Source organism: Pseudomonas sp. HD6422, from assembly GCF_025377065.1.
GTDB classification, from domain to species: domain Bacteria; phylum Pseudomonadota; class Gammaproteobacteria; order Pseudomonadales; family Pseudomonadaceae; genus Aquipseudomonas; species Aquipseudomonas putida_U.
Window position 1 is genome coordinate 83,359 of the sequence record NZ_JAHWIW010000018.1, and the last position, 17,936, is coordinate 101,294.

Annotated in this window: 16 protein-coding genes; 12 read left to right on the forward strand and 4 right to left on the reverse strand. The window is 62.9% G+C overall.

The features are described 5' to 3' along the window. Positions 1-2: 2 nt before the first annotated feature. The 6 genes from KY379_RS14935 to KY379_RS14960 all read left to right on the forward strand — a co-directional run bounded on the left by KY379_RS14935 (position 3) and on the right by KY379_RS14960 (position 7,611). On the forward strand, positions 3-1,400 hold the full coding sequence (locus KY379_RS14935; protein WP_133331755.1) for a sensor histidine kinase: 1,398 nt from the start codon (positions 3-5) through the stop codon (positions 1,398-1,400). A 94-nt stretch (positions 1,401-1,494) separates the two neighbouring features. Continuing rightward, entirely contained in the window at positions 1,495-2,394 is a 900-nt protein-coding gene (cysM, locus tag KY379_RS14940; protein ID WP_261240618.1) for a cysteine synthase CysM, read from the forward strand. Beyond that, positions 2,395-3,753, forward strand: coding sequence for a 23S rRNA (uracil(1939)-C(5))-methyltransferase RlmD (rlmD, locus tag KY379_RS14945; RefSeq protein ID WP_261240617.1), 1,359 nt, complete (start codon positions 2,395-2,397; stop codon positions 3,751-3,753). A gap of 96 nt (positions 3,754-3,849) precedes the next feature. Further along, entirely contained in the window at positions 3,850-6,090 is a 2,241-nt protein-coding gene (relA, locus tag KY379_RS14950) for a GTP diphosphokinase (RefSeq protein ID WP_133331758.1), read from the forward strand. A 123-nt stretch (positions 6,091-6,213) separates the two neighbouring features. Next, positions 6,214-7,047, forward strand: coding sequence for a nucleoside triphosphate pyrophosphohydrolase (mazG, locus tag KY379_RS14955; RefSeq protein WP_133331759.1), 834 nt, complete (start codon positions 6,214-6,216; stop codon positions 7,045-7,047). Between the two features lie 24 nt (positions 7,048-7,071). Further along, positions 7,072-7,611: a DUF2058 domain-containing protein gene (locus KY379_RS14960; protein WP_133331760.1), complete on the forward strand. Its 540-nt coding sequence runs from the start codon at positions 7,072-7,074 to the stop codon at positions 7,609-7,611. A 46-nt stretch (positions 7,612-7,657) separates the two neighbouring features. Here KY379_RS14960 and KY379_RS14965 read toward each other — a convergent pair whose 3' ends face one another. The 4 genes from KY379_RS14965 to purM all read right to left on the reverse strand — a co-directional run bounded on the left by KY379_RS14965 (position 7,658) and on the right by purM (position 10,445). Continuing rightward, a complete protein-coding gene (locus KY379_RS14965; protein WP_133331761.1) occupies positions 7,658-7,840 on the reverse strand; it encodes a hypothetical protein in 183 nt (60 codons plus the stop codon). Positions 7,841-8,014: 174 nt separating this feature from the next. Beyond that, positions 8,015-8,725 carry a DUF3108 domain-containing protein gene (locus KY379_RS14970; protein ID WP_133331762.1) on the reverse strand — a complete coding sequence of 237 codons (711 nt, stop codon included), beginning with the start codon at positions 8,723-8,725 and terminating at the stop codon, positions 8,015-8,017. Between the two features lie 8 nt (positions 8,726-8,733). Further along, positions 8,734-9,387: a phosphoribosylglycinamide formyltransferase gene (gene purN / locus KY379_RS14975; RefSeq protein WP_133331763.1), complete on the reverse strand. Its 654-nt coding sequence runs from the start codon at positions 9,385-9,387 to the stop codon at positions 8,734-8,736. After that, positions 9,387-10,445, reverse strand: a complete 1,059-nt coding sequence (gene purM, locus KY379_RS14980) for a phosphoribosylformylglycinamidine cyclo-ligase (protein ID WP_261240616.1) — start codon at positions 10,443-10,445, stop codon at positions 9,387-9,389. The genes purN and purM overlap by 1 nt, the downstream gene beginning before the upstream one ends. A gap of 337 nt (positions 10,446-10,782) precedes the next feature. Between purM and KY379_RS14985 the strand changes: the two genes are divergently transcribed. The 6 genes from KY379_RS14985 to KY379_RS15010 all read left to right on the forward strand — a co-directional run bounded on the left by KY379_RS14985 (position 10,783) and on the right by KY379_RS15010 (position 17,889). Further along, on the forward strand, positions 10,783-11,841 hold the full coding sequence (locus KY379_RS14985; protein WP_133331765.1) for a DUF2066 domain-containing protein: 1,059 nt from the start codon (positions 10,783-10,785) through the stop codon (positions 11,839-11,841). Positions 11,842-11,853: 12 nt separating this feature from the next. Continuing rightward, complete coding sequence (locus tag KY379_RS14990) at positions 11,854-12,927, forward strand: AI-2E family transporter (RefSeq protein ID WP_133331766.1); 1,074 nt, start codon at positions 11,854-11,856, stop codon at positions 12,925-12,927. Positions 12,928-13,076: 149 nt separating this feature from the next. Then, the gene (gene hda, locus KY379_RS14995; protein WP_133331767.1) at positions 13,077-13,781 is read left to right on the forward strand and encodes a DnaA regulatory inactivator Hda; all 705 of its coding nucleotides are present in this window, start codon (positions 13,077-13,079) and stop codon (positions 13,779-13,781) included. Between the two features lie 126 nt (positions 13,782-13,907). Further along, complete coding sequence (locus tag KY379_RS15000; RefSeq protein WP_261240615.1) at positions 13,908-14,543, forward strand: C40 family peptidase; 636 nt, start codon at positions 13,908-13,910, stop codon at positions 14,541-14,543. A gap of 140 nt (positions 14,544-14,683) precedes the next feature. Continuing rightward, positions 14,684-15,220, forward strand: coding sequence for a C40 family peptidase (locus KY379_RS15005; RefSeq protein WP_133331769.1), 537 nt, complete (start codon positions 14,684-14,686; stop codon positions 15,218-15,220). Positions 15,221-15,345: 125 nt separating this feature from the next. Beyond that, positions 15,346-17,889: a dermonecrotic toxin domain-containing protein gene (locus tag KY379_RS15010; protein ID WP_133331770.1), complete on the forward strand. Its 2,544-nt coding sequence runs from the start codon at positions 15,346-15,348 to the stop codon at positions 17,887-17,889. Positions 17,890-17,936: the final 47 nt, after the last annotated feature.

Below are 17,936 nucleotides of genomic sequence, written 5' to 3' on the forward strand. Positions count from 1 at the left end.
CCATGCTCGACCGTCGCTCGCTGTTCTGGAAACTGGCCATCCTGCTGGTGGGTTTCTGCCTGTTGATGATCGGCCTGAGCTACACCTGGGGCCGGCACATGGAAACCCGCAACGCGTTTCTCAGCGAGCCGGCCCGGCAGGTGCTGCGTGGCTATGCCGCCGAGGCCGAGCAGGCCTGGCGCAGCGGCGGACGGGCAGGGCTGGACCGTTGGGTGGCCGACATGCATCAGCGCGAGCGGGGCTGGATCGGGGTGTTGGACCTGCATCTGCGCCCCCTCGACAGCGCCATTCTCGGTCCGCAGATCATGCAGCGCCTGACCCGCCTGCGCGGTGCCGACTGGCCCATGAGTCGACGCGCCATCGACCAGCCCTGGCTAAGCCTGCCGTTTCCGCAGGCCCCGGAGCAAGGCATGCTGGTGATGGAGTTGCCGCAGCGTTTCAATCCGGGCCAGTACCGGGTGTTCTGGCGGATCGTCACCAATGGCGTGATTCCGGGGCTGTTCACCCTGCTGTTGTGCGTGGGGCTCTACCGCATGCTGATCGTCCCGCTCAACCAGTTGCGCGAGCAGGCCAATGCCTGGCGCGCCGACCAACTCTCGGCGCGGTTGGACGCGCGGACCATTGCTCGCCACGACGAACTCGGCGAGCTGGCCCGGGCCTTCGACCAGATGGCCGAGCGCCTGCAGGGCACGGTAGCGATGCAGCAGCAATTATTGCGCGACCTCTCCCACGAAATGCGCACCCCCCTGAGCCGCCTGCGCGTGGCCTGCGACGGTGAAACCGACCTGCAGCGCCTGCGCGAACGCCTGGAACGCGAGGTCGACTGCATGCAGCAACTGGTCGAAGGTACCTTGCAATTGGCCTGGCAGGACGCCGAACGGGCACCGATGAGTCTTGAGCCAATCCAGGTCCAGGCCCTCTGGGATCTGCTGGCGGAGGATGCCTGCTATGAAAGCGGCTGGTCGTTGGAGCGACTGCGCTGCGAACTGCCGGCTGATTGCTGGGTCCAGGGCAACCTCAATCATCTGGCCCAGGCATTGGAGAACATGCTGCGCAACGCCATTCGTCATTCGCCGGAAAATGCCCAGGTGCATCTGGGTGGCCTGCGCGAGGGAGGCTACTGGCGGCTATGGCTGGAAGACCAGGGCGGCGGTGTGGCGGAGCAGGACCTTGAGCGGATTTTCGCACCGTTCTCCCGACTCGATGGCTCCCGACCCGGGGATGGCGGTTTCGGTCTTGGGTTGAGCATCGCCCGTAGTGCCCTCCAGCGTCAGGGCGGGGCCTTGTGGGCGGAAAACGGCAAGCATGGGCTGCGCCTGTGCATGCGTCTGAAGGCGCATACGGTTGCCGAAACGGCATCGTCAGCTACCCGCGCAGTCCATCAGGAGATGGCGTTATAGCTTGTAGCTATAGCGACCACAGATTGCGTGATATGGCCACGGAAGGTTTGCCGGTATGATAGGCGCCCCTGCCGTCCGGATTGTGAAGCACGCCATGACCTTGCAGTACCCAACCATCGCCGATTGCGTCGGCAATACGCCTCTGGTTCGCCTGCAGCGCATCGCTGGCGAAACCAGCAATACCCTCCTGCTCAAGCTCGAAGGTAACAATCCTGCCGGCTCGGTGAAGGACCGCCCGGCGCTGTCGATGATCGTTCGCGCCGAATTGCGCGGCCAGATCAAGCCTGGCGACACCCTGATCGAAGCCACTTCCGGCAACACCGGCATCGCTTTGGCGATGGCGGCTGCGATCAAGGGTTACAAGATGATCCTGATCATGCCCGACAACTCCACGGCAGAGCGCAAGGCGGCGATGACCGCCTATGGCGCCGAGCTGATCCTGGTGACCAAGGAGGAGGGTATGGAGGGTGCCCGTGACTTGGCCGAGAGACTGCAGGCCGAAGGCCGTGGCGTGGTGCTCGACCAGTTCGCCAACGGCGACAATCCGATCGCCCACTACACCAGCACTGGCCCGGAGATCTGGCAGCAGACCCAGGGCACCATCACCCATTTCATCAGCTCCATGGGAACCACCGGCACCATCATGGGGTGCTCGCAGTACCTCAAGGAGCAGAACCCCAACGTGCAGATCGTCGGTCTGCAGCCGATGGAAGGCTCGGCCATCCCTGGCATCCGTCGCTGGCCCGAGGCATACCTGCCGAAGATCTTCGACGCTACCCGCGTCGATCGCGTCCTGGACATGTCCCAGCAGGAAGCCGAGGACACCACGCGCCGCCTGGCCCGTGAAGAGGGTATTTTCTGTGGCGTGTCGTCCGGCGGCGCTGTCGCAGGCATGCTGCGGCTGTCCCGTGAAGTGGAAAATGCCGTGATGGTCGCGATCATCTGTGACCGTGGCGATCGTTACCTGTCCTCCGGCCTGTTCGACCCGCGCTAAATGTCCAGAAAGAAACCCAATACCGGCCTGCGCTTCCAGCCAGCCGGTGGCAACCGCACGCCCCAGGTCCCTGTGGGCAAGAAGCAGCGCCTGGATATTGAGCGCCTGGCCGGTGACGGTCGTGGCATCGCCTTCCTCGAAGGGCGTACCTGGTTCGTCAGTGGCGCCCTGGCCGGAGAAGCGGTCGAAGCCCGTGTGCTCAACGCCCGTGGCAAGGTGGTCGAGGCCCGTCTGGAGCGGGTCCTGCAAGCCAGCCCCGAGCGCCGCGAGCCACCGTGCCGGTTCTACCACCGCTGTGGCGGCTGCAACCTGCAGCATCTGCCGCATGAGGCTCAGTTGGCGCTCAAGCAGCGCACCCTGGCCGAGCAACTGCAGCGTGTCGCTGGCGTACAACCCGATGCCTGGGCCGCGCCGTTGACCGGGCCGGAGTTCGGCTACCGTCGCCGGGCGCGGGTTGCCGTGCGATGGGACGTCAAGGCCCGTCGCCTGGATGTCGGGTTCCGTGCCGAAGCCAGCCAGGAAATTGTCGCTATTGATGACTGCGCCGTTCTGGTACAGCCTTTGCAGACTATTCTTCGTCATCTACCGACCGTGTTGCGCTCGCTGAGCAAGCCCCAGGTCATCGGCCATGTGGAGTTGTTCAGCGGCACGGCCGAGGCGGTGCTGGTGCGTCACGTCGCTCCGTTGCCGGACGATGATTTGGCACGTCTGCGTGCCTTCTGCCACGAAGCAGGTGCGCAGTTGTGGTTGCAAGGAGAGGGCGAGCCGGCCCCGGTCGATGCCGCTGCCACGCTGGGTTTTGCCCTGGCACCGTGGCAACTGGAACTGGCCTGGCGCCCGGGCGACTTCGTCCAGGTCAACGCCGAGGTCAACACGGCGATGATCGAGCAAGCCCTGGCCTGGCTCGCACCCCAGGCCGACGAGCGGGTCCTGGACCTGTTCTGCGGTCTGGGCAACTTCGCCCTGCCGCTGGCTCGGCAGGCACGCGAAGTGGTGGCGGTGGAAGGTGTGCAGGCCATGGTCGACAGGGCCGAGGCCAATGCCCGAAACAACGCAGTGCATAACGCCGCGTTTTTTCAGGCCGATTTATCGCAGCCTTTGGCAGGCGCCGGATGGGCCGCCGAAGGCTTTTCTGCGGTACTCTTGGATCCACCGCGTGACGGTGCTTTCGAGGTGGTGCAAGGCATCGCTCGCCTCAAGGCCAAGCGCCTGGTCTACGTTTCGTGCAATCCGGCCACGCTGGCACGAGACACCCAGGTACTGGTCGCCCAAGGGTATCGGTTAAAAAGGGCCGGGATCCTCGACATGTTTCCTCAGACGGCGCATGTCGAGGCCATGGCGTTATTCGAAGCGGGCTAGCGAGCTGGCCCCTTGGTGCGGCTTCCAGGGACTGGAAGCTACACGGTGATCGCCAGCGCACCCGGGTGGTGCGCTGTATGGAAAGGTAAAACAAAGATGGTACAGGTGAGAGTGCACCAGCCGGTCAACACCGACGGCAGTATCAATCTCGAAGCATGGTTGGATCATGTGGTGAGCGTGGACTCGGCATTGGACCGAGTGGCGCTGAAAGAAGCCTGCGAGTTCGCCCACGAGATCGAAAAGAAGGGCAACCCGGCCAAGCATTCCTGGGCCGATGGTACGTCCAGCTTCCAGGCAGGTCTGGAAATCGCGGAAATTCTCGCCGACCTCAAGCTCGACCAGGACTCGCTGGTCGCGGCGGTGATCTACCGCTCGGTGCGTGAAGGCAAGGTGACCCTGGCCGAGGTCGGTCAGCGGTTCGGCCCGGTGGTGTCCAAGCTGATCGACGGTGTCCTGCGCATGGCCGCCATCAGTGCCAGTCTCAGCCCTCGCCAGTCGCTGGTGCTGGGCTCCCAGGCGCAGGTCGAGAACCTGCGCAAGATGCTGGTGGCGATGGTCGACGACGTCCGCGTGGCGTTGATCAAGCTGGCCGAGCGTACCTGTGCGATTCGTGCAGTGAAGGGCGCCGACGACGAAAAACGCCTGCGTGTGGCACGCGAAGTATTCGACATCTATGCGCCACTGGCCCACCGCCTGGGTATCGGTCACATCAAATGGGAGCTGGAAGACCTGTCCTTCCGCTACCTCGAGCCCGATCAGTACAAGCAGATCGCCAAGCTGTTGCATGAGCGCCGGTTGGACCGCGAGCGCTTCATCACCGACGTGATGAGCCAACTGCAGAACGAGCTGCTGGCCACCGGCGTGAAGGCCGACATCAGTGGCCGGGCCAAACACATCTATTCGATCTGGCGCAAGATGCAGCGCAAAGGCCTGGAATTCAGCCAGATCTACGACGTGCGCGCGGTGCGGGTGCTGGTGCCGGAGGTGCGGGACTGCTATACCGCGCTGGGCATCGTCCACACCCTGTGGCGGCACATTCCCAAGGAATTCGACGACTATATCGCCAACCCCAAGGAAAACGGCTATCGCTCGCTGCACACCGCGGTGATCGGCCCCGAGGGCAAGGTACTGGAAGTGCAGATCCGTACCCACGGCATGCACGAGGAAGCCGAACTTGGCGTCTGCGCCCACTGGCGCTACAAGGGCACCGACGTCAAGTCCAGCTCCAACCACTACGAAGAGAAGATCTCCTGGCTGCGCCAGGTGCTCGAATGGCATGAAGAGCTGGGCGACATCGGTGGTCTGGCCGAGCAATTGCGCGTCGATATCGAGCCCGACCGGGTCTACGTGTTCACCCCCGACGGCCACGCCATCGACCTGCCCAAGGGGGCGACGCCACTGGACTTCGCCTATCGCGTGCATACTGAGATCGGTCACAACTGCCGCGGCGCCAAGATCAACGGGCGTATCGTACCGCTGAACTACAGCCTGCAGACCGGCGAGCAGGTGGAGATCATCACCAGCAAGCACGGCAACCCGAGCCGCGACTGGCTGAACTCCAACCTGGGCTATGTGACCACCTCGCGGGCCCGGGCCAAGATCGTCCACTGGTTCAAACTCCAGGCCCGCGACCAGAACGTCGCCGCCGGCAAGACCCTGCTCGAGCGCGAGCTCAGCCGCTTGGGGCTGCCTCAGGTCGACTTCGAGCGCCTGGCGGAAAAAACCAACGTCAAGACTGCCGAGGACATGTTCGCTGCGCTTGGGGCCGGCGACCTGCGCCTGGCGCACCTGGTCAATGCCGCCCAGCAGTTGCTGGAGCCTGAACGCATCGAGCAGATCGAGCTGCCGGTGCGCAAGCCCACCGGCATGCGCACCGGCAAGCGTGGCGATATCCAGATCCAGGGTGTCGGCAACCTGCTCACGCAGATGGCCGGCTGCTGCCAGCCGCTGCCTGGTGACGCCATCGTGGGCTACATCACCCAGGGGCGCGGCGTCAGCATCCATCGCCAGGACTGCGCATCGGTGCTGCAGCTGGCCGGGCGTGAGCCGGAACGGATGATCCAGGTGAGTTGGGGGCCGATCCCGGTGCAGACCTACCCGGTCGACATCGTCATTCGTGCCTATGACCGGCCAGGGCTGCTGCGCGATGTGTCGCAGGTGTTGCTCAATGAGAAGATCAACGTGTTGGCGGTCAATACCCGCTCGAACAAGGAAGACAACACCGCCCTGATGTCGCTGACCATCGAGATCCCTGGCCTGGATGCCCTCGGGCGTTTGCTGGGCAGGATCTCGCAGTTGCCGAACATCATCGAGACGCGGCGTAATCGAACCCCTTGAGATCACGGCGCGCCCTTCGCGGGCAAGCCCGCTCCCACAGGTGGAATGCACCCTGGTTCAAGCAGGGTAACGGTGGGAGCGGGCTTGCCCCGCGAAGAGGTTGTCACTGAAGGACCTGCTTACATGACCTACACCCTCGAAGACCTGCTGCACCTCATGGCCCGCCTGCGCGATCCGCAGCATGGCTGCCCATGGGACTTGAAGCAGAACTACGCGAGCATCGTCCCGCACACCCTCGAAGAGGCCTACGAGGTGGCCGATACCATCGAGCGTGGCGATTTCGAGCACCTGCAAGGTGAGCTTGGCGATTTACTGTTCCAGGTGGTCTATTACAGCCAGCTGGCGCGGGAGGAGGGGCGCTTCGAGTTCGACGGCGTGGTCGACGGCATCACCCGCAAGCTGATCCGCCGCCACCCCCATGTATTTCCCACCGGCGAACTCTACGCGCCGCTGGATACGCCCAGCCTGAGCGAGGCCCAGGTCAAGTCGCGCTGGGAAGAGATCAAGGCCGAGGAGCGCGCCGAAAAAAGCACCCCCGAACAGCTTTCGCTGCTCGACGACGTGCCGGCCGCCTTGCCTGCGTTGTCGCGTGCGGCAAAACTGCAGAAGCGTGCGGCCACGGTCGGTTTCGACTGGCCGCACGCCCTGCCGGTGCTGGACAAAGTCCGCGAGGAGCTCGACGAAGTCTTGCAGGCCATGGCCGCTGGTGACAGCGATGCCCTCGAAGACGAGCTCGGCGACTTGCTGTTCGCCACCGTCAACCTGGCCCGTCACCTCAAGCACGATCCGGAAAATGCCCTGCGTCGAGCCAATCGCAAGTTCGAGCGACGCTTCCGCTTCATCGAACAGGCGTTGCGCGACAGCGGCCGACCGATCGAAGATTGTAACCTTGACGAATTGGACGCCCTTTGGGGAGAAGCCAAGCGTCAGGAAAAGAACCTGCCCAGCTGCGGCTGAGCTGATGCATAAGTGAGTGAAAACATGAGCCTTTCCCTTCGCGACCAATTGCTCAAAGCCGGTCTGGTCAACCAGAAACAGGTTTCCCAGGCCAACAAGGCCGAGAAGAAACAGAAACGCCTGGAGCACAAAGGCCAGGTCGAGGTAGACGACACCCAGCAACGTCTGGCCAAGGAAGCCATGGCCGAAAAGGCCAAGCGCGACCAGGAACTGAACCGTCAGCAGCAGGAAAAAGCCGAGCAGAAAGCCCGTGCCGCGCAGATCAAGCAACTGATCGAAGCGACCCGCTTGCCCAAGCTGACCACCGAGGACTACTACAACTTCGTCGACGACAAGAAGGTCAAGCGCATTGCCGTCAACGCGTTGATGCGGAGCAAACTGAGCAACGGTTCGCTGGCCATCGTCTCTCACGGTGGCGGCTACGAGGTGATTCCGCGTGAGGCGGCGGTGAAGATCCAGGAGCGCGATCCCAATCGCATCCTGCTGCTCAACACCCATGTCGAGGAAGCGGACGAGGACGATCCGTATGCGGCCTACAAGATCCCGGACGACCTGATGTGGTAAAGACGAGAAACCCCGCCTGAGCGGGGTTTTCTTTGCAAAGTCTGTGTTATTGCGTAGCGCGCTGGCTTTCCAGCTCTTCGAGTTCTGCACGGTACAGATGGGCTTCCTGTTCACTGTGGAACATCCCCACCAATTCGCCTTGTTGGTGCACATCCCAGATCCGCACGCCAGCGGCCACGCCTTCGTGGGACATTTTCGATTCGTCGCGTTCAGTTACATGGACAGTCATCGTTAAACTCCACTGCTTGAGGTTGGCTGCGACACTGTGTCGCACAACCCCTTTATAGAGTTTGTTAGCAGCCTAAGTAAGTGAAACGGCCATGAAACAAGTTTCATGGAACCCTGGCCCATGCAGCAAAAAGCCCCGCACAAGGCGGGGCTTCGGGGTTGTAGCAGGTTTGGCTCAGTTGCCTTTGACCGACTTGCCATCGACGGTGCCGTCCTGCAGCACGATCACGTATTCCTTGCCGTCGGTCTCGACCTGGCGCAACTGCACCAGCAGATAGTCCCAGTCCTTGGCGAACCATAGCTCGGTAATACGCTTGCTCTGACTCGGATCGCGCACGCGCTCGACCTTGACCGCATCGACCTGGCCGGTCTTGGTGGTCACCTTCTCGGTGCCCAGTACACGGAAGTCGTAGGTGTCGATCTCATCACCGTCAACGACCTGGTAAGTCATGCTCTTCTTGCCGGCAGCGACATCATGCTGCAGGGCCAGTTGGTAGGACGACTTGTCCAACACGCCGCGGTTGAGTGGCAGGGTGATGGCATCGCCACGGTCCTTGCCGGTGACCTTCTTGCTCGACCAGTCGAAGTCCAGGTCGACCTTCTTGGCCTTGCCCAGCCCACCGCGCTCGAAGTGGTACTTCTGCGGCAGCAGGGTGTCGTTTTCCATGCGCAGGGTGCTTTGCTCGGTCAGGCTGGCGATCATCATGGAAGCCTTGAAATTAAGGTCCCAGGTACCGTTGGCATTCTTGACCAGGCTGCGCTCGGCGGTACCGCTCATGGGCAGCTGCTTCCAGTCGGCGGTGTAGCTGGCCGAGAAAGGCTTCAGTTCAGCTGCCTGGAGGGGCAGGGCGAGCACGGCGAGAGCCAAGAGCAGGGCGCGACGCATAAATTCTCCTAGGGTCGGATCAAATGACCACTGGCCGGCAGCGGTTGGTCGTCCAGTAACGCACCCTGTTCGCCCAGGCGCAAGCGTCCTTGGGCAAACCAGTGCACCGCCAGTGGGTAGATCTGGTGTTCCTGATGGTGGACGCGCTGGGCCAGGCTGTCGGCTGTGTCGCCAGGCGCCACGGGTACCACTGCCTGTACGACCAGGGGCCCGCCATCGAGTTCCTCGGTGACGAAGTGTACGCTGCAGCCGTGCTCGACGTCGCCTGCCTCCAGTGCCCGACGGTGGGTATGCAAGCCCTTGTACTTGGGCAGCAATGACGGGTGGATGTTGAGCAGGCGGCCCTGATAGTGGCGTACGAAACCGCCACTGAGGATACGCATGAAGCCGGCGAGCACCACCAGATCCGGAGCGAAGCCGTCGATGTGCGCCATCAGGGCGGCATCGAAGGCTTCGCGGTCATCGAACCCGGCGTGCTCGAGCACCACCGTGTCGATGCCGGCGGCTGCGGCTCGCTGCAGGCCATAGGCGTCGGCGCGGTTGGACACCACCGCGCGAATGCGTACCGGGCTGTTCTCGGCGCTGCTGCTGTCGATCAGGGCTTGCAGGTTGCTGCCGGAACCCGACAGCAGTACCACTACGTTGCAAGGCGTGCTCGGCATCAGTGTGCCTTGAGGTTGTTCAGCACGACCTGGGCGGCACCTTCGGCTGCCTCGGCGATGTGGCCGATGACCCATGGCTGCTCACCGGCGGCGCGCAGTTCGTTCAGGGCGGCTTCGACCTGATCCTGGGCGACGCAGATGACCATGCCGACGCCACAGTTCAGCACACGGTGCATTTCGTGTTCGTCGACGTTGCCTTTTTCCTGCAGGAAGTCGAATACCGCCGGGCGCTGCCAGCTCGCCACGTCGACCACTGCCTGGGCGTTTTTCGGCAGCACGCGCGGGATGTTGTCCAGCAGGCCGCCACCGGTGATGTGAGCCATGGCCTTGACCGCGCCGGTGTTCTTGATCAGTTGCAGCAGCGGCTTGACGTAGATGCGGGTCGGGGCCATCAGCAGGTCGGTCAGCGGCTTGCCGTCGAGCTGGGTGTTCTCGATGTCGGTGGCCGAGACTTCGAGGATCTTGCGGATCAGCGAGTAGCCGTTGGAGTGTGGGCCCGAGGAGGGCAGAGCGATCAGCGCGTCGCCAGTGGCGACCTTGGAGCCGTCGATGATCTCGGCTTTTTCCACCACGCCGACGCAGAAGCCGGCCAGGTCGTAGTCTTCGCCTTCGTACATACCCGGCATTTCGGCGGTTTCACCGCCGACCAGCGAGCAGCCGGCCAGTTCGCAACCGGCACCGATGCCGGTGACCACGGTGGCAGCCACGTCGACGTTGAGCTTGCCGGTGGCATAGTAATCGAGGAAGAACAGCGGCTCGGCGCCGCAGACCACCAGGTCGTTGACACACATGGCGACCAGATCCTGGCCGATGCTGTCGTGCTTGTTCAGGTTCAGCGCCAGGCGCAGCTTGGTGCCGACGCCGTCGGTGCCGGAGACCAGCACCGGCTGCTTGTAGCCGGCCGGGATCTCGCAGAGGGCGCCGAAGCCACCCAGGCCACCCATGACTTCAGGGCGTGCGGTGCGCTTGGCGACGCCCTTGATGCGTTCGACCAGTGCTTCGCCGGCGTCGATGTCTACACCGGCGTCCTTGTAGCTCAGGGAGGGTTGCTTGCTCATTGATCCAGGCCTTTAGGAGGGAGGGATTCTAAAAACGACCGCGACGGCCAAGGCCGGCATTGAAGCGGCGGCTGCCTGAAACGTCAGAGGTCTGTGAAGGCGCGCGATTTTATCAGGGTTGCCGTGCAGCGGCCATCCTCAGGCCGACGGGCAGGCCATCAAAACATGAAATAAGGCGCTTTGCAGGGCTGCGACTGGTTGCCGCCCGGGTGGCTGTATAAGGTATAGGAAAGGCTGCGGCACGAAATGCCCGCCCAAGGGGAGCGTTTCGCTTCGTCGGCGGTCACAGCCAGCACGACGGGCCCCGCGCCATTAGTCACCCGGACAGGAATTCCCCATGCGCTTTATCAACATCTCGGTAGCTGTATGCCTGGCCCTGGCCAGCGTCGCCACGCAAGCTGCAACCGTCCCCGGTCTTTATCAAGTTCGTGAGCCACTCGATGGCCAAGGCGCCGAGGCACGTACCCAGGCCACCGGCAAAGCCCTGGAAACCCTCGTACTGCGCCTGACCGGTGACCCCAAGGCGGTGCAGAGTCCGGCGTTGGCGGCATTGCGCAAGGACCCGCAACAGATCATCAACCAGGTCGGGACCGACGCCGGCCCGCCTGAATCGCTGATGGTGGAGTTCGATCCCGGGAGCACCGAGCGCGCCCTGCGCCAGGCCGGCCTGGCATTGTGGGGGAGCAACCGACCGTCGATCATCGGTTGGTGGCTGAACGATACCGTCGAAGGTAGCACCCTGGTGGGCGACGGCCAGTCCAGTGCCGAACCCCTGCGCCGCGCAGCCCAGCACCGCGGGTTGCCACTGCGCCTGCCGCTGGCTGACCTGCAAGAGCAACTGGTGGCCAATGCCGAGCAACTTGAAGGCAGCGACGTGGCCCCCCTGCGCAGCGCGTCCGAGCGTTACGCCGCCGATGCGCTGCTGGCTGTGCATGCCCGTGAAGCGGACGGCAAGTGGCAGGGTAAGTGGCAATTGTGGCTCGGCGACCAGCACGAACAGGGTAACGCCGAAGGCTCTGATCCCGCGGCCCTGGCCGATGCCGTGATGCTGGCCGTGAGCAGTCGCCTGGCACCGCGCTACGTGACCAAGCCCGGTGCCAGCGGCGAACTGCAGGTGCAGTTCCAGGGCGTCAACCTGCAGCGTTACGCCGAGCTGGGGCGTGTGCTCGAGCCTTACGGGCCGCGCCTGCAGATGGCCGAGGGCAATACCTTGACCTACGGCGTGACCGCCAACCGTGAGCAACTACGGGCCCAGTTGAGTCTGGCCAAGCTTCAGGAAGCTCCGGCCGAGTCGGTATCCACCCCCAGCCCTGTGCCGGAGGTCACCCCGGCCCCAGGCAGCGAACCGCCGTCGAATCCGCCCAAGCCCTTCGATGGCTTGCGTTTTCGCTGGTAAGGGGAGCCGAGCATGATGGATTCGCGCCGTTGGATCTGGCTGGGTATCGCCCTGTTGCTGGCTGCACTGCTGTACAGCCTGCATAACATCCTGTCACCTTTTCTGGTGGGCATTCTCCTGGCGTACCTGGCCGACCCGTTGGTCGACCGCCTGGAGCGCATGGGCCTGTCGCGCACCTGGGGTGTGATCGTGGTATTCGGTCTGTTCACACTGGTGTTGCTGGCCTTGCTGCTGGTGCTCATCCCGATGCTGGCCAGGCAGCTGCTGCGCCTCTACGAGCTGGCGCCGCAGATGCTCGACTGGCTGCAGCACGTGGCCCTGCCATGGGTCCAGAGCCGCCTCGGGCTGGCCGATGGCTTCTGGAAGTTCGACAAGATCAAGGAAGCGATCGGCGCGCACATGGGGCAGACTACCGATATCGTCGGTGTACTGTTGTCCCATGCCACGGCATCGAGCCTGGCCCTGATGGCCTGGCTGGCCAATCTGGTGTTGATCCCGGTGGTGGGGTTCTACCTGCTGCGCGACTGGGACCTGATGATGGCCAAGCTGCGCAGCCTGTTGCCTCGCCATCGTGAAGAGCGAGTGGTGGGTCTGGCAGGGGAATGCCATGAAGTGCTTGGCGCTTTCGTGCGCGGGCAACTGCTGGTGATGGTCGCGCTGGGCTTCATCTATTCTGCCGGCCTGATGTTGGTTGGCCTGGAGCTGGGGCTGTTGATCGGTATGCTCGCCGGGCTAGCGGCGATCGTACCGTACATGGGGTTCATCATCGGCATCGGCGCAGCCCTGGTGGCCGGTTTGTTCCAGTTCGGCGGCGACCTGTACCCGATGCTGGGTATCGTCGCCGTGTTCATGGTCGGCCAAGCCCTTGAAGGCATGGTCCTGACGCCCCTGCTGGTGGGCGACCGCATCGGTCTGCACCCGGTGGCGGTGATCTTCGCCATCCTGGCCGGCGGCGAGCTGTTCGGCTTCACCGGGGTGCTGCTGGCGCTGCCGGTGGCGGCGGTGATCATGGTGCTGCTGCGCCATGTGCACGGGCTGTACAAAGACTCGGACATGTATGCCGGAGATGTGGACCCGGAACTCTAGCGAGCCGGGGGGATACTCCCGGCGGTTGCGGATCTTGGCGCAACTCGTTGATTTTCCTTGGGGTCTGCGCCTGTGCGATTGTGCCGCCCGCGCTGCAGGTATAGACTTTGCACACTGTTCAGCAAGGGTCCCCCCGACCGCCCGTCAGCATGAAACCGATCCAGTTGCCCCTGGGTGTGCGTCTACGCGATGACGCCACCTTCATCAACTATTATCCGGGCGCCAATGCCGCGGCGTTGGGCTATGTCGAGCGGTTATGCGAGGCCGATGCCGGCTGGACCGAAAGCCTGATTTATCTCTGGGGCAAACAGGGCGTCGGTCGTACCCACTTGCTGCAGGCAGCCACCCATCGCTTTCAGCAACTGGGCGAACCGGCCGTCTACCTGCCATTGGCGCAGTTGCTCGATCGCGGTGTCGAACTGCTCGATCACCTGGAGCAGTACGAACTGGTGTGCATCGATGACCTGCATGTCATCGCCGGCAAAGCCGATTGGGAAGAGGCCATGTTCCATCTGTTCAACCGCTTGCGTGACAGCGGTCGAAGGCTGCTGCTGGCCGCCTCCAGTTCGCCCCGGGAGTTGCCGATCAAGCTCGCCGACCTGAAGTCCCGGCTGACCCTGGCACTGATCTTCCAGATGCGCGGTATGTCCGATGAGGACAAGCTTCGCGCCCTGCAATTGCGTGCCTCTCGGCGCGGCCTGCACCTGACCGATGAGGTGGGGCACTTCATCCTGACCCGAGGGACGCGCAGCATGAGTGCGTTGTTCGACTTGCTCGAGCGTCTCGACCAGGCATCGTTGCAGGCGCAACGCAAGCTCACCATCCCTTTCCTCAAGGAAACACTGGGCTGGTAGGCCCCGGAAAACCTGGGCTGCAGCCGCAAACAGAAAAAGTCACATCTTTTTCGATAAAATTTGCAAATGATCCTGATAGAAGGCATAGTCGCATCCTTCTAAAGGATTACAGACACGGTCGTGCCCATGCTCAAGCGCTTCGCACCCCTCGTGCCACTCGCACTCGTGACTCTGCTGTTCGGCTGCGCCTCCCAGGGCCCGGTTTCGCAACCTGCAGATCACCACTCGGTCACCGCTCAAGCGGCCGCCAAGGTCAGCCCGCCTGCTTCGTCCGTCTTCGGCGAAGAGGAAGTGGCCACTGACGATGACCTCCAAGCATTCTCCAGCAGCAAGCCCTACCAGTTGCCGGCACTGGCCGACAGCATTCTCGAGCGCGGCATGTCGTTGATCGGCACCCGCTACCGCTTTGGCGGTACCTCGGAAAAATCGGGTTTCGACTGCAGCGGTTTCATCGGCTACCTGTTCCGTGAAGAAGCCGGCATGACCCTGCCGCGCTCGACCCGCGAAATGATCAACGTCGATGCCCCGAAAGTGGCCCGCAACAAACTCAAGCCAGGCGACTTGCTGTTCTTCAGCACCAATGGCCGCGGCCGCGTCAGCCATGCCGGTATCTACCTGGGTGACAACCAGTTCATCCATTCCAGCAGCCGCCGCAGCGGTGGCGTGCGCATCGATAATCTCGGTGATCGCTACTGGAGCAAGACGTTCATCGAGGCCAAGCGTGCCTTGGCCATGGCGCCGACCAATATCGCGCGCAACTGATATCAAATTGATATATCCTCCCACGGCGGCGATGCTTTGAAAAAAAGCTCGCCGCCGTGCGCATTTACAGAAAGCGTCTAATCTAAATTCTCAACTCTTTTCGGCTGCGGCCGTTCGGTCTCAGACAGGATGCTTTGGCCATGGCGATGATGGCGCGTTTTGCAATTCTCTCCCTGGCGGCACTGCTTGCCGCCTGTTCCAGTCGTGCCCCTGCACCCGCGCCGGTGGTGCAGCCGCAGGTCAGCTACAACAGCCAGGCCGAGGCCTCGCCGGTGGCGGCCGACGTGCTGATCCGCGCGATCGGTCTGGTCGGCACGCCGTACCGCTGGGGCGGCAATACGCCGGATGCCGGCTTCGACTGCAGCGGTCTGATCGGTTATGTCTACCGTGATGCCGCTGGCATCAGCCTGCCCCGTACCACCCGGGACATGATCGTCATGCGTGCGCCAAGCGTGCCGCTCAATGCGCTGCAATCGGGCGATCTGGTGTTCTTCGCCACCAATGGCGGTTCGCAGGTGAGCCATGCCGGCATCTACGTGGGTGAAGGCCGCTTCGTCCATGCGCCTTCCTCAGGCGGCACCGTGCGTCTGGACTACCTCTCTAACAGCTACTGGTCCAAGGCCTACCTGCAGGCCAAGCGCGTGATTCCTTCGGGGCACCTGGCACAGAACCCCTGACTGGCCGGCATGCCCCTGTACCATGACCCGTCGCCAGGATTTCGGCGATAGGTCGTAGCCATGTACCGCCTGTCGAAGGCGTGCGCTGCAAGCATGTGCGCTCGATAACGACATCGGGGTAGTACATGACCGAAACAACAGCGCGCGTGCAGCATGACTTCCAGGCTCTGGGGAATGGCAAGGCCCTGGTCGATTTGATCGACCGACTGCTCGAAAGCTATCCGGACCCATTCGTGGCGGCCAACGAGCACGCCAAGCGCCTATTGCTCAAGCACACCGGCAGGAAGATCGACCCACGCTTTGTCTGGTGGCATCAGTTCGACACTGCGCAAACCAGTAATCGCACGTTCTCCGGGTGGCAGCACAGTGGGTCGCCAGTAGCGTCGATCAGTCTGGTCGAGCTGGTGATTCAGCGCTTCGACCTGCGTTTTCAATATGCGCCCGACGAACTAGACGTCTATGGCGGCTTCTATCGCCAGGGCGCCCATGCCAGGGTATTCGACGAGCGCAACGAGGTCGCCATGCTTGGCAGCGCGGTGCAGCAGGATCTGTGGGCGCTGGACTTCGCCGCGCAGTACCGGAGTACGGTCGAGCAATTCATCGCCACTTATGGCGACGAGTTTCGCGTGCTCGCCAAGGTCACGTTGCTCGCCCATGGCGAGCGGGCCGGCCGGGCAGGGCGTATCGGCACGACCGACCTGGCACGCCTGCGTAACCTGGTGATCGCCGGTTTGGCGCCGCGGCAGATGCCGACGGTCGAGCAGCTGCGTGAGCAAAGTCTGTCGACGGAGCTGACGATAAAGTCCTGCGAGTTGGTCAGCCAGGGCCGGGATTGTTTTTTCACCTTGCAGGCCAATGATGGTCGCAGTCTGCTGTGGCGACCCTGGGCGGTGGATGGCTTACGCGGGTTCGCCGACGAGATGGCGATGGTGAAGTGGTTGCGCCAGGAGCTGCGTGACGAAGATATGCTGACCGCCTACGCCGAGGCGGCGGTGGAAGATCTGCGGGATCAGGCTCGCCTCGTCGAAGCCAAAGGGGTTTTGCGCAGCCTGGCCAACAGCCGAACGGACGACGGTGCCTTGGCGGTCTTGCAGTTCAGGCAGCGATCGCTCCAGGGCAGTCTTTTTGCCCACATGGCCGAGCAAGCGAGCCAGGAGTTGGTGAGCAATGGCCGGGACATGCTCGCCAACGATGACCTGCGCAAGGCCATGCTGCGCGGTTACCTCTCGGCGTTTCTCAACGTGTTCGCCGGGTTCGCGCCCTTGGGATGGCCTGTCGCACTGACCATACTCGGCGCAACCTTCGTCAAGGTGGCGCTCGACGTCGATGCCGCAGCCCGTGCAAGGGATGCGCAAGCGCGCAAGGATGCCTTACGCCAGGCCATGCTCGAAAGCCTGTTCGGTGCGCTGTACCTGTCCGATCTCGGCTTCCAGTCCAGCTTCGCCCTGCTGGCTTTTCAGGCGCCGATGCATGAAGCCCATGCCTCGCTTGGCCAGTGGCGGGTGGCCGCATCGCCGAACCTGTTGCTGGCGGACATCGACGTCAACGAACTGCTGCTGGCGGAGCGGATCAGCGAAGGCCCCCTCCAGGGCATCCAGGTGCGCTCCGATGGCAGTACCTGGATCGCCATGCACGGTTTGAACTACCGCGTGCGCTACAGCCAGGACCTGGCAACCTGGTTGATCGTGCCGGCAGACAACCCTTTCGCGCTCGCGCCGTTACGGCCAGTGAAGCTCGATGGCAATGGCGAGTGGCAGTTGCTCGAGCGACCGGCGTTGGCTGGCGTCAGCCCGCCGCAGAACACGGTTCTGCCCAGCGAGCAGTCGGCGCTTTGGGACGAATACGTCAAGTTCGATGGTACCCGCAGTCAAACCGTGTCGGCCCGCGCCCTGGGTCGCCAGAAGCGTTTGCTCAAGGACGCCACTATCACCACGATGAGCCCAACTCAGGTACCGGACCTGGACAGCCACGGTCTGGATTGCCTGATGAAGGATGGCGTCCCGGAGTACAGCTATCGTGACGCCAATGGGCGCTATTTCAATGCCTTGATCGAGTACTACACCGACAGCGATGCAAAAATCAACGATGTGTTCCGCACAGGCAGCTATCGCTATGGTGACGAGGACGATTACATCAGGGATCTGGCCAATACCTTGCAGGAGCTGCCAAGCAACAATGAAGTCACGCTGTTCAGAGGTGGCAGTACCCATCGAGGTACGGGCGGGTTGCATTTCCGTGACGGTCGGGTTGGTGTCGGCGACGTGCTGATCAATACCGACTTCACCTCCTTCACCGAGAACCCCTACATGGCTCCGGGTTTCGCTGCCGAGTTGATCAACGAGGGCGAGCAACATTGGCGATTCGATGACAGCTCTGTGATCTTCGAGTTGCCCGCCGGGCACTACCAGAGCGGCACACCGATCAGCGCGTTCTCAATGTACTGGGACGAAGCGGAAACCCTGTTCCTGCCCGGCCACTACTTTCGTGTCGAGGCGCTCAAGCAGGTGTATGGAGAGGGCTATCGTTTCATCCTGGTATCGCTGAGCGAGATTCCCAAGCCGGCCGCCGGGCCGGTCTACGATCTGCGCACCGGCGAGTTGTTCGACAAGGCGCTGTTCAGCCTCAGGCTGCGCGTGCAGGCATTGGCCGATCGGTTTTTTCCGGCCTGAAGGCAGCGCCCTAACTATCTAACGCCTCCTCGGGCGTGGGGCTGGTC

What these genes read in the sequence shown, in the direction of transcription:
- KY379_RS14935 (WP_133331755.1), top strand. Translation starts at nt 3, where the DNA reads ATGCTCGACCGTCGCTCGCTGTTCTGGAAACTGGCCATCCTGCTGGTG.
- cysM (WP_261240618.1), top strand. Translation starts at nt 1,495, where the DNA reads ATGACCTTGCAGTACCCAACCATCGCCGATTGCGTCGGCAATACGCCT.
- rlmD (WP_261240617.1), top strand. Translation starts at nt 2,395, where the DNA reads ATGTCCAGAAAGAAACCCAATACCGGCCTGCGCTTCCAGCCAGCCGGT.
- relA (WP_133331758.1), top strand. Translation starts at nt 3,850, where the DNA reads ATGGTACAGGTGAGAGTGCACCAGCCGGTCAACACCGACGGCAGTATC.
- mazG (WP_133331759.1), top strand. Translation starts at nt 6,214, where the DNA reads ATGACCTACACCCTCGAAGACCTGCTGCACCTCATGGCCCGCCTGCGC.
- KY379_RS14960 (WP_133331760.1), top strand. Translation starts at nt 7,072, where the DNA reads ATGAGCCTTTCCCTTCGCGACCAATTGCTCAAAGCCGGTCTGGTCAAC.
- KY379_RS14965 (WP_133331761.1), bottom strand. Translation starts at nt 7,840, where the DNA reads ATGACTGTCCATGTAACTGAACGCGACGAATCGAAAATGTCCCACGAA.
- KY379_RS14970 (WP_133331762.1), bottom strand. Translation starts at nt 8,725, where the DNA reads ATGCGTCGCGCCCTGCTCTTGGCTCTCGCCGTGCTCGCCCTGCCCCTC.
- purN (WP_133331763.1), bottom strand. Translation starts at nt 9,387, where the DNA reads ATGCCGAGCACGCCTTGCAACGTAGTGGTACTGCTGTCGGGTTCCGGC.
- purM (WP_261240616.1), bottom strand. Translation starts at nt 10,445, where the DNA reads ATGAGCAAGCAACCCTCCCTGAGCTACAAGGACGCCGGTGTAGACATC.
- KY379_RS14985 (WP_133331765.1), top strand. Translation starts at nt 10,783, where the DNA reads ATGCGCTTTATCAACATCTCGGTAGCTGTATGCCTGGCCCTGGCCAGC.
- KY379_RS14990 (WP_133331766.1), top strand. Translation starts at nt 11,854, where the DNA reads ATGATGGATTCGCGCCGTTGGATCTGGCTGGGTATCGCCCTGTTGCTG.
- hda (WP_133331767.1), top strand. Translation starts at nt 13,077, where the DNA reads ATGAAACCGATCCAGTTGCCCCTGGGTGTGCGTCTACGCGATGACGCC.
- KY379_RS15000 (WP_261240615.1), top strand. Translation starts at nt 13,908, where the DNA reads ATGCTCAAGCGCTTCGCACCCCTCGTGCCACTCGCACTCGTGACTCTG.
- KY379_RS15005 (WP_133331769.1), top strand. Translation starts at nt 14,684, where the DNA reads ATGGCGATGATGGCGCGTTTTGCAATTCTCTCCCTGGCGGCACTGCTT.
- KY379_RS15010 (WP_133331770.1), top strand. Translation starts at nt 15,346, where the DNA reads ATGACCGAAACAACAGCGCGCGTGCAGCATGACTTCCAGGCTCTGGGG.